Raw genomic sequence first — 11421 nt, 5'->3', positions numbered from 1 at the left:
CGAGCACCCGAAGGAGAAGCTCTCCCACTACTCCAAGCGCACCGCTGACATCGAGTACCGCTTCCAGTTCGGCGGCAGCGAGTGGGGCGAGCTGGAGGGTGTCGCCAACCGCACCGACTACGACCTCTCCGCCCACGCCAAGGCCTCCGGCCAGGACCTCTCCTACTTCGACCAGGAGGCCGGCGAGCGCTGGACGCCGTACGTCATCGAGCCGGCGGCCGGTGTCGGCCGGGCGATGCTCGCCTTCCTGCTCGACGCCTACGTCGAGGACGAGGCGCCCAACGCCAAGGGCAAGATGGAGAAGCGGACCGTGCTGCGGCTCGACCACCGCCTGGCCCCGGTGAAGGTCGCGGTGCTCCCGCTGTCCCGCAACCCCGAGCTGTCGCCGAAGGCCAAGGGCCTGGCGCAGACGCTGCGGCAGAACTGGAACATCGAGTTCGACGACGCCGGCGCCATCGGCCGCCGTTACCGCCGCCAGGACGAGATCGGTACGCCGTTCTGCGTCACCGTCGACTTCGACACCCTGGACGACAACGCGGTGACCGTGCGCGAGCGCGACTCGATGAAGCAGGAGCGCGTCTCCCTGGACCAGATCGAGGGCTACCTGGCCTCGCGTCTGATCGGCTGCTGAGTCCCTCCGGGGACCGCCGACGGCCCTTGACCCGGTTTCCGCGAGGGACCGGGGCAAGGGCCGTCGTGCTTCAGGGGGCCGCTACGGCCGGTGGACCACGGTGATCAGGTGCTCGGCGCCCGGGTCCTGCAGTTCGTCGAGCACGGCGACGGCCAGGTCCTCGGCGCTGATCCAGGAGCGGCCGCCGGCCGCGGTGAGGAGGGTGTCGGTGCCGCGCCGGTAGCGGCCGGTCCGCTCGCCGGGCTCCAGCAGAGCGGGCGGGGCCACGTAGACCCAGTTCCGGTACGGGTGGGCCCGGCAGGCCGCGAGCTGGGCGACCCCGGCGGCGGCGACGGGCCGCACCCCGGCGGGCACATGGGCCGGATCGTCCGCGACGAGCAGGCCGGGCGTGCCGGGGCTGCGCAGCACCCCGGCGCCGCCGACCACCAGGACGCGCGTCCCCGTGCCGGCGGCGGCGTCCAGCACCGCCCGGGTCGTGCCGACGAGGAAGTCCTGGTCGACGGGGTCCGTGCGCACGGTGACCACCACGGCGTCGGAGCCGGTGAGGGCCGCGCGCAGGGCGTCCGTGTCGCTCGCGTCGACCGCGACCGGCGTCACGCCCGGCTCGTCGTCGGCGGCGGGCCTGCGGGACAGCGCGCGCACCCGGTGCCCGCGGGCGCCGGCCTCGGCGGCCACCCGGCTGCCGACCATGCCGGTGGCGCCGAGGACGGCGATCGTCGTGCCTGTCGCCGTCGTGCCCGTCGTCGTCAGGTCTGTCGTCGGTCTGTCCGTCGTCGTCATGGAATGCGTTCTCCTCGGGTGCGTCCGGCCGTGGGCCGGGGGTCTGCCGGGCCTGCCGTGCGGGCGTCCGCGCCGGGGGCGGCGCGCGTGCGCCGGGCGCGTGCGCACAGGCGGGCGGGGTCGGGGACGGTGAACTGCGCGGCGAGCAGGGCGGCCAGGGCGAGGACGAAACCGAGGACCTGCAGCGGACCGAGGGTCTCGCCGAGCGCCAGACCGACGAGGGTCGCCACCAGGGGGGACAGCAGCACCAGGGGCGCCGACGCGGCGACCGGCAGCCTGCCGAGCCCGCGGAACCACAGCGTGAACGAGATCAGCCCGCCCATGCCGCCCAGCCACAGGTAGCCCGCGACGGCGCCGGTGCCGACGGCGGGCGGCGCTCCCTCGAAGACCGGCACGAGCGGCGCCACCACCAGGCCGCCGACGGTCAGCTGCCAGCCGGCCAGGGTCATCGGGCCGACGCCGGCGGGGCGGCCCCAGCGCTTGGTGAGGACCACGCCGGTCGCCATGCCCGCCGTCCCGGCGAGACCGGCCAGCACCCCGAGGGCGTCCAGCCGGGCCTGTGGACCGAGCACCACCAGCCCGACGCCCGCCACGCCGATCACGCCCCAGCCCCACGTCCAGGCCGAGGGCCGGTCGCGGAGCGCCACGACGGCCAGCCCGGCGACCATCAGGGGCTGGACGGCGCCGAGCGTGCCGGCGACCCCGCCGGGCAGGCGTGCGGCCGCCACGAACAGCAGCGGGAACAGCGCCCCGATGTTGAGGGTGCCGAGGACGGCGGCCTTCCACCACCAGTCGCCGCGCGGCAGCGCACGGGTGACGGCCAGGGCGAGCAGTCCGGCGGGCAGGGCGCGCATCACCGACGCGAACAGCGGATGTCCGGGCGGCAGCAGCTCGGTGGTCACCGCGTACGTCGTGCCCCAGGACGCGGGCGCGAGGGCGGTCAGCGCGACGTTCGCCGCGTGCCGTGCGTGCGAGTTCTGCATGCCGGGCAGTCTCGGACGGACCCGGCCATGTCTCCAAAGCATGGTTGTCATCGCAGCCATGCACCGAAACGATGGCCGGGTGGACCTTCAGCAGATGCGGTACGTCGTCGCGGTCGCCGAGACCCGTAACTTCACGCGCGCGGCCGAGCGGTGCTCCGTCGTCCAGTCGTCGTTGAGCCACCGGATCGCCGGTCTCGAACAGGAGCTGGGGGTCAGGCTGTTCGCCCGGTCCAGCCGGCGGGTGGAGCTCACGAGCGCGGGGGAGGCGTTCGTGGCGCGGGCCCGCGAGTGCCTGGCGGCCGCCGACCGGGCGGCGGCCGATGCCGCCGCCGCGGCCGGGGTGGTGCGGGGACGGCTCGCCGTCGGGGTGATCGTGACCGCCGCCGCCGTCGACGTGCCGGAACTGCTCCAGCGCTACCGGGCCCGGTACCCGGAGGTGCGCGTGGTCCTGCGTTCCGGCCGCAGCGACGACCTGGTGACCGCGATCCGGGAGGGCGAGCTGGACATCGCCTTCCTGGGGCTGCCGGAGAACCGGCGGCCGTCCGGTGTGGAGACCCTGGTCCTCGACCACGACGAGCACGTGCTGGTGGTGCCGGCCGGGCACCGGCTCGCGGGCGCCCCCCGGGTCACGCTGCGGGACGTCGCGGGGGAGACCTTCGTGGACTTCATGCAGGGCACGCCCGCGCGGGCCCAGTCCGACCAGGCGTTCGCCGCCGCGGGGCTGGCGCGGGACGTGGCGTACGAGGTCGGGCTCGTCGAGCTGATCACCCGGCTGACCGCGCGGGGGCTCGGCGTCGCGCTGCTGCCGTCGGCCTTCGTCCGGCCGCTGGCCGCGTCCGACCCGGGGCTGGCGCTGGTCCCGGTGGTGGACGGGCCGCGGCGGATCGAGTGCCTCGCCTGGAGCCGCTTCCACGCGAGCCCCGCCACGCGGGCGATGCTCGACGTGCTCGGCGTCGCGCCGCGGCCGCGGGCCGGCGCGTGAGCGGCGGGGCCGGTCAACGGCCCTGGAGCGCCCGGACGTTGTCGCCGAAGGTCCAGTTCCTCGAGCCGTCCCAGTTGATCGACCAGGTCATCAGGCCCTTGAGGGACGTGCCGTAGTGGCGCCAGGCCTGGGAGACCAGGGACGGTGACATGTGGCCGCCGCCCGCGCCGGGCTGGGCGGGCAGGCCCGGGACCTGCTTGTCGTACGGCACCCTGATGGTCGTCCCCTGGATCACCAGGCCCCTGTTCAGGCAGTCGGTCTGGGCGACGAAGCCCGCGACGGTGCCGGCCGGGTAGGAGTCGCCGGAGCAGCCGTACATGCTGCCGTTGTAGTACTGCATGTTGAGCCACCACAGACGGCCGTTGTCGGCGTACTTCTTGATGACCGGCAGGTACGCGCCCCAGATCGAGCCGTAGACCACGCTGCCGCCGGTGACGTACGCCGTCTCCGGGGCCATCGTCAGGCCGAAGTGGGGCGGCATCTGCGCGAGGATCCCGTCGATGATGCGGATCAGGTTGGCCTGGGACGTGGAGAGCCGGTCGATGGTGCCGCTGCCGACCAGGCCGGTCTCGATGTCGATGTCGATGCCGTCGAAGTTGTACTTCTTCAGGATCGGCACGATCGTCGCGACGAACCGGTCGGCGACGGCCGCGGAGCTCAGGTCGATGCCGGCGGTCGCGCCGCCGATGGACAGCAGGATCGTCTGCCCGGCCGCCTTGGCCGCGCACATCTCCGCCGGAGTGGCGACCTTCACGCCGGTGTCCATGCCGTCCTCCCACAGCGCGGTGCCGTCGGAGCGGATGACCGGGAACGCCGCGTTGATCACGTTGTAGCCGTGCGCGGCGATGCGGGGGTCGGTGATCGGGGTCCAGCCGAAGGGCGGGTGGACGCCGTTGGCGGCGCCGTCCCAGTTCTCCCAGTAGCCCTGGAGCACCTTGCCGGCCGGTTTGGACTTCACGGCACAGGTGTCGGCGGCGGGGGCCGCGGAGGCGGCGGTGACGGAGAGCGGGGCGAGGACGGCCGCCGTGAGGGCGGCGGCGAGCAGGCGGAGCCTTCGGAACCGACGGATCATGCGAGGCCTCCCGGTGGGGGTGCGGCGAGGTGAGCGCGAATGTCGTAGGCATGACAATGCTTGTGGTCCAGACCTTTCGTCAATGGGTCTGGACCGCGAGTGGCCGCTTCGTGCGGGCGGCGAGCGGGTGACATGTGACAGGTAACAGATATTGAAATCTGTCATCTGTCATGCGAGGGTGGAGGCATGACGACGACGACACAGATCCAGTCCTTCCGCACCCTCGGCGCCACCGGCCCCCGGGTCTCCGCCCTCGGCCTCGGCTGCATGGGCATGTCCGCGCTCTACGGCGACGCCGACCGGGCCGAGTCGATCGCGACCGTCCACGCCGCGCTGGAGGCCGGCGTGACCCTGCTCGACACCGGCGACTTCTACGGCATGGGCCACAACGAGCTGCTGATCGGCGAGGCCCTGCGCACGGCTCCCGCCGCACGCCGGGAACAGGCGCTGATCAGCGTGAAGTTCGGCGCGCTGCGCGGTCCCGACGGCGACTGGCTCGGCTACGACGGCCGCCCCGAGGCCGTGAGGAACTTCGCCGCGTACTCGCTCCAGCGCCTCGGCGTCGACCACATCGACGTCTACCGCATCGCCCGCCTCGACCCGGCCGTGCCGATCGAGGAGACCGTCGGCGCGATCGCCGAGCTGGTCGAGAAGGGGTACGTCCGGCACATCGGCCTCAGCGAGGTCGGCGCCGGGACGATCCGCCGGGCCGCCGCCACCGCCCCCGTCGCCGACCTCCAGATCGAGTACTCGCTGATCTCGCGCGGCATCGAGGCCGAGATCCTGCCCACCACCCGTGAGCTGGGCATCGGCGTCACCGCGTACGGCGTGCTGTCCCGCGGCCTGATCTCCGGCCACTTCTCCGCCGGCCGGCACCTGGCCGCGAACGACTTCCGCGCCCACTCCCCGCGCTTCCAGGGCGAGAACCTCCGCCACAACCTGAAGCTGGTGGAGGCGCTGCGCGAGATCGCCGGGCGCAAGGGCGTCACCGTCGCGCAGACCGCGATCGCCTGGGTGCTGTCCCGGGGCGAGGACATCGTCCCGCTGGTCGGCGCGCGCACCCGGCAGCGGCTGACGGAGTCGCTCGGCGCGCTGGACGTCGTCCTGGACGCGGCCGACCTCGCCGCCATCGAGGACGCGGTGCCGGCCGGCGCGGCGGCCGGCGAGCGGTACGCGGCACCGCAGATGGCCCACCTCGACAGCGAACGCTGATCCGGGCTCCGGGTACCGTCACCTCATGCCATCGACCAGCGAGACCCTGACCGCCGAGCGCATCCTCGAGGCCACGGAGGAGGTGCTGCGCCGCCACGGCCCGGCCAAGGCCACCGTGGTCGACGTGGCCCGCGCGCTCGGCGTCAGCCACGGCAGCGTCTACCGGCACTTCCGCACCAAGGCGGCGCTGCGCGAGGCGGTCACCAAGCGATGGCTGGACCGCACGTCCGAGGCGCTGGCCGGGATCGTGGCCGACGAGGAGAGGGACCCGGAGGCGCGGCTGCGCGCCTGGCTGCTCACGCTCTTCGACGCCAAGCGGCGCAAGGCGGGCGACGACCCGGAGCTGTTCGCCACCTACATGGTGCTGACCGGGGAGAACGGCGAGGCGGTCGGCGAGCACGTGGCCGACCTCACCGCCCAGCTGGCCCGCGTCGTGGCGGCGGGCGTCGCGTCCGGCGCCTTCGCGCCCGCCGCCGACCCGGTCACCACGGCCCGCGCGGTCTTCCAGGCCACCGGCCGCTTCCACGACCCCTGCTACGCCAAGGACTGGGAACGGCCGGGCGTCGACGCGGAGTTCGAGGCGGTCGTGGACCTGGTGGTGCGCGGCCTACGCGGCTGATCCCGCCGGATCCACCGTCGCCTGATGGGCCTGGGCCAGGTGCTCCTGGGCCTTCGTCCACGGCAGGAACCGCACTCTTTGGCGCCACCCGCAGGTGTCGCAGCCGATCGTGCGCTGCACGCCGGTGCGCCGGACGCGCACGACGTGCTCGCGGCCGTGCAGATCCCAGCGGCTGATCTTGCTCCGGTCGGTCTGCGGCATGACTCCTCCGGCATCCGTGTTCGGGTGTCGCCGTTCTTGTGCCCCCGTTCGGGGACGACAAGGAGTGTGCGGCGAGAGCGACATCGACAGGGGGCTCCGCGCGGTGGCGTACGTACCGGTGGACGAGGAGTCCCGGGAGCGGCCGGAGGGGCCGCGCGCGATCGTCCCGGAGGGGCCGCGCCGGCGCCGGGCGCTATGCGCCGACCCCCGTGGCCTGACGGATCTCCGCCGACTCCAGCCGTTCGGCCGTGCGCTCGGCGGTCCGGCGGGCCCAGCGGCCCGAGGTCAGCGCCCCCACCACCAGGACCGCCAGCCCGCACCCGGTGAGGATCCACCAGCCGGGCCGTGCGGCCGGCACGAAGGCGTCCGCGTACGACGACGACCCCACTCCGGCCGCCAGCACCGCGCCGACCACCGCGACCCCCAGCGCCTGGCCCAGCTGACGGCTGGTGGACGCGACCGCCGAGGCCACCCCGGCCTGGGCGGTCGGCATGCCGGAGACGGCGGTGTTGGTGATGGGGGCGTTGACGAAGCCGAAGCCGATGCCGAACAGCACGTAGCCGACGAAGAGGGTGAGGTCGGCCGTCCCGGCCTCGAAGAGGGCGAACAGCAGCCCGCTCGCCGTCATCGCGGCGCCCGCGATCAGCAGCGGCAGACGCGGGCCCCGGCTGCCCACCAGCCGGCCGGAGAGCGGGGCGCACAGGAAGGTGGGGACGGCCATCGGGAGCATCCACAGACCGGCCTCCAGGGCGCTCAGGCCCCGGACGTTCTGCAGGTACAGCGTGGACAGGAACAGGAATCCGCCGAGCGCCGCGAACGCGCCCACCGCGATCACCGTGGCCCCGCTGAACGGCGCCGAACGGAAGAAGCGCAGGTCGATGAGGGGCTCACGGCGGCGGGACTCGTAGCGGAGGAGGGCGGTCAGGGCCGCGAGCGCGAGGACGGCGAAGGGGGCGACGGCCGGCAGGCCGGCGTGCGGGGCCTCGATGATCGCGTACGTCAGGGAGCCGAACAGGGTGATGACCAGGAGCTGCCCGACCGGGTCGGGGCGGCGGGCCCGGGGCGCGCGGGACTCCGGGACGAAGCGCAGGGTGAGCAGGAGAGCGGCGAGCCCCACCGGCAGGTTGATCCAGAAGATGGAGCGCCAGCCCACCGATTCCACCAGCAGACCGCCGACCAGTGGACCGGCGGCCATCGAGATGCCGACGACCGCGCCCCACGCGCCGATCGCGCGGGCCCGTTCGCGCGGGTCGGTGAAGGTGTTGGTGATGATCGACATGGCGACCGGGTTGAGCATCGAACCGCCCACCGCCTGCACCATGCGGAAGGCGACGAGCGCCTCCAGGCTCGGGGCGAGCGAGCACAGCAGCGAGCCGAGGGTGAAGACGACCAGGCCCGCCATGAAGACCCGTTTGCGGCCGATCCGGTCGGCCGTGGAGCCCGCGAGCATCAGCAGCGAGGCGAGGACGAGGGTGTAGGCGTCGACGGCCCACTGCAGGCCCGAGGTGGTGGCGTGCAGGTCCCTCTGCAGGGACGGCAGGGCGACGTTCAGGACGGTGTTGTCCAGGCTCACGATCAGCAGGCTCATGCAGCAGATCGCGAGCACCAGCATGCGTCGGCCGGGGCTGGGCTCGGACATGGCTCCCATCGTACGGCGCTTCGATAGTGCGGTTAACTAATGACCATTGCGCGATCACCGTGCCGGGTACCCCGCGGCATGCGGGACAATGGGGGAATGGCCACGCCCACGATGACCTCGACCCTGCAGATCGGCCCGCACACGGTCCAGCCGCCCGTCGTGCTCGCTCCCATGGCCGGGATCACCAACGCGCCCTTCCGCACCCTGTGCCGGGAGTTCAGCGGGGGCAAGGGGCTGTTCGTCAGCGAGATGATCACCACCCGGGCGCTGGTCGAACGCAACGACAAGACCATGCAGCTGATCACCTTCGACGCGAGCGAGAAGCCGCGCTCCATCCAGCTGTACGGCGTCGACCCGGTGACCGTCGGCAAGGCCGTCCGCATGATCGCGGAGGAGGACCTCGCCGACCACATCGACCTCAACTTCGGCTGCCCGGTGCCCAAGGTGACCCGCAAGGGCGGCGGTTCGGCCCTCCCCTACAAGCGGAACCTGCTGCGCGCCATCCTGCGCGAGGCGGTCGGCGGGGCCGGGGACCTGCCGGTGACCATGAAGATGCGCAAGGGCATCGACGACGACCACCTGACCTACCTGGACGCCGGGCGGATCGCCGTCGAGGAGGGCGTGACCGCCATCGCGCTGCACGGCCGCACCGCCGCCCAGCACTACGGCGGCACCGCCGACTGGGACGCCATCGCCCGGCTGAAGGAGCACGTCCCGGAGATCCCGGTGCTCGGCAACGGCGACATCTGGTCGGCCGACGACGCGCTGCGGATGGTGCGCGAGACGGGCTGCGACGGCGTGGTCGTGGGCCGCGGCTGCCTCGGGCGGCCGTGGCTGTTCGCGGACCTGGTGGCGGCCTTCGAGGGCCGTTCCGAGGACGTCGCCCGGCCCACCCTCCGCGAGGTCGCCGACGTCATGGTCCGGCACGCCAGGCTGCTCGGCGAGTGGATCGGCGACGAGTCCCGCGGGGTGATCGACTTCCGCAAGCACGTCGCCTGGTACCTGAAGGGCTTCGCGGTCGGCTCCGAGATGCGCAAGCGGCTCGCGATCACCTCCTCGCTGGAGGAACTGCGGTCCGGCCTCGACGAGCTCGACCTCGACCAGCCCTGGCCGGCGGGCGCCGACGGCCCCCGCGGCCGTACGTCCGGCAACAACCGGGTGGTGCTGCCGGACGGCTGGCTGAAGGACCCGTACGACTGCGCGGGCGTCGGCGAGGACGCGGAGCTCGACACCTCCGGCGGCTGACCGGGCCGCCCGCACCGTACGGCTCCGCCCCGTACGGAGCCCCCGCGCGAGCCCGTGCGTACGGCCCCGCTCCTCAGGGAGCAGGGCCGTACGCGCGTGTCCGGACCGCTCAGGCCGTCGGCTGCGCCGGGGGCGCGTCGTCCTCGGGACGCTCGGGGTGGCGGCGCAGGTGGACGATGGCGCCCACCAGACCGCCCCAGACGATCACGATGGCCACGATCAGCATGATGATCGCACTCGTCGACATCAGTTCTTCCCCCCTTCGGACGCGTCGGAGCCGGTGCCCGCGCCCGCCTCCGCGGCGGCCTCGGAGTCGGCGGAGCGCCAGGGCACCAGACTGAGGACCACGCTGACGAGCAGCGCCGCCGCGGCGACGCCCCAGCCCGCCCAGAGCAGGAACTCCGTCGAGTAGCCCTCGTAGTTCTCGGCGAACTCCGCGCGCAGGCTGTCGACCATCATCCAGCCGAGCACCAGCGGAGTGACGATGCCGAGGCAGACCAGCCACCAGCGGCCGACCCGCACCGAGGAGACGCCGTTGGCGTGCTCCTGGAGGGCGGGCAGCCGGCGCAGCAGCCAGCCCACGACGACGAGCACGACCAGCGCGGCGAGCGCGATGCCGTACTGGTTGATGAAGTGGTCCGCCGCGTCCAGCAGGTAGATGCCGCTGTCGGTAGGGAAGACGAGGATCGACACCAGGGCGATGGCCCCGCCGACGCCCAGGACCGCCGGGACCCGGCGCATACCGGTGCGGTCCTGCACGGCGGCGATGACGACCTGCACGATGCTGACCAGCGAGGTGAGGCCGGCGATCACCAGCGAGGCGAAGAACAGCGTGCCGAACAGCGCGCCCAGCGGCATCTGGGAGATGACCGTCGGGAACGCCACGAACGCCAGGCCGATGCCGGAGCTCGCGACCTCGTTCACCCCGACGCCCTGGGCCGCGGCCATGAAGCCGAGGGTGGCGAACACGCCGATGCCCGCGAGGATCTCGAAGGCGCTGTTGGCGAAGCCGGCGACCATCGCGGAGCCGGTGAGGTCCGAGCGCTTCCGCAGATACGAGGCGTACGTGATCATGATGCCGAAGCCGATGGACAGCGAGAAGAAGATCTGACCGTACGCGGCGACCCACACGCTGCCGTCGCCGAGCGCCGACCAGTCCGGCCGGAACAGGCCGTCCAGTCCCTCGCCGGCACCGTCGAGCGTGAGCGCGCGGCCGACGAGGACGAGGAAGAAGAGCACCAGCAGCGGGATGAAGAACTTGTTGGCCTTCTCGATTCCGTTGCGGACGCCGAGCGCCAGGATGACGAGCACGACCAGCCAGACCGCGATGAGCGGCCAGAGCACGCCGTCGACGTAGGAGGACATGACGCCGGGCGTCTCGGCGGCCTGGAGGAAGTCGCCGAAGAAGAAGGCGTTGGCGTCGCCGCCCCATTGCTCGCCGAAGGAGTAACCGATGTAACGCACCGCCCAGGCGATGATGACGGCGTAGTAGGCGGCGATCACGAAACAGATCGCGACCTGCCACCAGCCGATCACCTCCGCGGGTCTGGCCAGCTTCCGGAAGGCCGCCGGGGGCGACTTCCGGAATCTGTGGCCGATCGAGTACTCGAGGACGAGCAACGGGATGCCGGCGGTCAGCAGCGCGACGAGATACGGCAGGAGGAAGGCCCCGCCGCCGTTCTCGTAGGCGACGGCGGGGAAGCGCCAGATGTTGCCGAGGCCGATCGCCGAGCCGATCGCGGCGAACAGGAAGCCTGAGCGACTTCCCCACTGCTCACGGGAAGGACTGGACATGATCACGTTTCCTTGGTCATTTTTTGAGTAATCCGGCACGCTAGCAACAGGAATGCCCGGCGCACAGTGGGCGCGTGCAAGGGGCACGCGCGTCGCCGCCGGGTCCGGCTCGCGGTGCCGTCCGAGATCACGGGCGGGTGGCGCGCGGCGACCGGGTGCGCGTTCCGCAGGCCCGCGAGACGGGTGCGGAGCGGGGGCGCCGGGAGGGGCGGCTCGGTACCGGACCCGGCTCGTACGTGTTCCGTCCGCGCCTGCCCGTCGGG

At 72.8% G+C, this 11421-nt stretch carries 12 protein-coding genes; 5 read left to right on the top strand and 7 right to left on the bottom strand.

Annotation, left to right across the window (positions count from 1 at the left end):
* Window positions 1-631: His/Gly/Thr/Pro-type tRNA ligase C-terminal domain-containing protein (locus RIM90_RS27105; RefSeq protein WP_309063378.1), on the top strand; the 631-nt coding region annotated here is incomplete at its 5' end.
* 81 nt (window positions 632-712) lie between these two features.
* Here the strand turns inward: RIM90_RS27105 and RIM90_RS27100 are convergent.
* Together RIM90_RS27100 and RIM90_RS27095 are read right to left on the bottom strand one after the other, a co-directional pair.
* Complete coding sequence (locus tag RIM90_RS27100) at window positions 713-1321, bottom strand: NAD(P)-dependent oxidoreductase (protein ID WP_375165571.1); 609 nt, start codon at window positions 1319-1321, stop codon at window positions 713-715.
* 86 nt (window positions 1322-1407) lie between these two features.
* Window positions 1408-2394 (bottom strand): EamA family transporter, encoded by a 987-nt coding sequence (locus tag RIM90_RS27095; RefSeq protein WP_309063376.1) that lies wholly within the window; start codon window positions 2392-2394, stop codon window positions 1408-1410.
* 79 nt (window positions 2395-2473) lie between these two features.
* Between RIM90_RS27095 and RIM90_RS27090 the strand changes: the two genes are divergently transcribed.
* Window positions 2474-3376, top strand: coding sequence for a LysR family transcriptional regulator (locus tag RIM90_RS27090; protein ID WP_309063379.1), 903 nt, complete (start codon window positions 2474-2476; stop codon window positions 3374-3376).
* 13 nt (window positions 3377-3389) lie between these two features.
* Here RIM90_RS27090 and RIM90_RS27085 read toward each other — a convergent pair whose 3' ends face one another.
* The gene (locus tag RIM90_RS27085) at window positions 3390-4448 is read right to left on the bottom strand and encodes a chitinase (protein ID WP_309063375.1); all 1059 of its coding nucleotides are present in this window, start codon (window positions 4446-4448) and stop codon (window positions 3390-3392) included.
* Between the two features lie 186 nt (window positions 4449-4634).
* Between RIM90_RS27085 and RIM90_RS27080 the strand changes: the two genes are divergently transcribed.
* Both RIM90_RS27080 and RIM90_RS27075 read left to right on the top strand, forming a co-directional pair.
* The gene (locus RIM90_RS27080; protein WP_309063374.1) at window positions 4635-5660 is read left to right on the top strand and encodes an aldo/keto reductase; all 1026 of its coding nucleotides are present in this window, start codon (window positions 4635-4637) and stop codon (window positions 5658-5660) included.
* A gap of 25 nt (window positions 5661-5685) precedes the next feature.
* Window positions 5686-6279, top strand: coding sequence for a TetR family transcriptional regulator (locus tag RIM90_RS27075; RefSeq protein WP_309063373.1), 594 nt, complete (start codon window positions 5686-5688; stop codon window positions 6277-6279).
* Here the strand turns inward: RIM90_RS27075 and RIM90_RS27070 are convergent.
* Window positions 6268-6480, bottom strand: a complete 213-nt coding sequence (locus RIM90_RS27070; RefSeq protein ID WP_309063372.1) for a hypothetical protein — start codon at window positions 6478-6480, stop codon at window positions 6268-6270. The genes RIM90_RS27075 and RIM90_RS27070 overlap by 12 nt on opposite strands.
* A gap of 193 nt (window positions 6481-6673) precedes the next feature.
* Complete coding sequence (locus tag RIM90_RS27065; RefSeq protein WP_309063371.1) at window positions 6674-8119, bottom strand: MFS transporter; 1446 nt, start codon at window positions 8117-8119, stop codon at window positions 6674-6676.
* Window positions 8120-8197: 78 nt separating this feature from the next.
* Between RIM90_RS27065 and dusB the strand changes: the two genes are divergently transcribed.
* Complete coding sequence (dusB, locus tag RIM90_RS27060) at window positions 8198-9364, top strand: tRNA dihydrouridine synthase DusB (protein ID WP_309063370.1); 1167 nt, start codon at window positions 8198-8200, stop codon at window positions 9362-9364.
* A 109-nt stretch (window positions 9365-9473) separates the two neighbouring features.
* Here the strand turns inward: dusB and RIM90_RS27055 are convergent, their stop codons facing one another.
* Both RIM90_RS27055 and RIM90_RS27050 read right to left on the bottom strand, forming a co-directional pair.
* Window positions 9474-9611, bottom strand: coding sequence for a methionine/alanine import family NSS transporter small subunit (locus RIM90_RS27055; protein ID WP_309063369.1), 138 nt, complete (start codon window positions 9609-9611; stop codon window positions 9474-9476).
* Window positions 9611-11158, bottom strand: a complete 1548-nt coding sequence (locus RIM90_RS27050) for a sodium-dependent transporter (RefSeq protein ID WP_309063368.1) — start codon at window positions 11156-11158, stop codon at window positions 9611-9613. The genes RIM90_RS27055 and RIM90_RS27050 overlap by 1 nt, the downstream gene beginning before the upstream one ends.
* Between the last annotated feature and the right edge of the window lie 263 nt (window positions 11159-11421).

The sequence above is a fragment of the Streptomyces sp. genome (genome assembly GCF_031181555.1).
Taxonomy (GTDB): domain Bacteria; phylum Actinomycetota; class Actinomycetes; order Streptomycetales; family Streptomycetaceae; genus Streptomyces; species Streptomyces fimbriatus.
This window is presented reverse-complemented; position numbering and strand designations above follow the sequence as displayed.

Bases quoted from the DNA above. Each gene is read 5' to 3' on its own strand.
- RIM90_RS27100 (WP_375165571.1), bottom strand. From the start codon at position 1,321: ATGGTCGGCAGCCGGGTGGCCGCCGAGGCCGGCGCCCGCGGGCACCGG.
- RIM90_RS27095 (WP_309063376.1), bottom strand. From the start codon at position 2,394: ATGCAGAACTCGCACGCACGGCACGCGGCGAACGTCGCGCTGACCGCC.
- RIM90_RS27085 (WP_309063375.1), bottom strand. From the start codon at position 4,448: ATGATCCGTCGGTTCCGAAGGCTCCGCCTGCTCGCCGCCGCCCTCACG.
- RIM90_RS27080 (WP_309063374.1), top strand. From the start codon at position 4,635: ATGACGACGACGACACAGATCCAGTCCTTCCGCACCCTCGGCGCCACC.
- RIM90_RS27075 (WP_309063373.1), top strand. From the start codon at position 5,686: ATGCCATCGACCAGCGAGACCCTGACCGCCGAGCGCATCCTCGAGGCC.
- RIM90_RS27070 (WP_309063372.1), bottom strand. From the start codon at position 6,480: ATGCCGCAGACCGACCGGAGCAAGATCAGCCGCTGGGATCTGCACGGC.
- RIM90_RS27065 (WP_309063371.1), bottom strand. From the start codon at position 8,119: ATGTCCGAGCCCAGCCCCGGCCGACGCATGCTGGTGCTCGCGATCTGC.
- dusB (WP_309063370.1), top strand. From the start codon at position 8,198: ATGCGGGACAATGGGGGAATGGCCACGCCCACGATGACCTCGACCCTG.
- RIM90_RS27055 (WP_309063369.1), bottom strand. From the start codon at position 9,611: ATGTCGACGAGTGCGATCATCATGCTGATCGTGGCCATCGTGATCGTC.
- RIM90_RS27050 (WP_309063368.1), bottom strand. From the start codon at position 11,158: ATGTCCAGTCCTTCCCGTGAGCAGTGGGGAAGTCGCTCAGGCTTCCTG.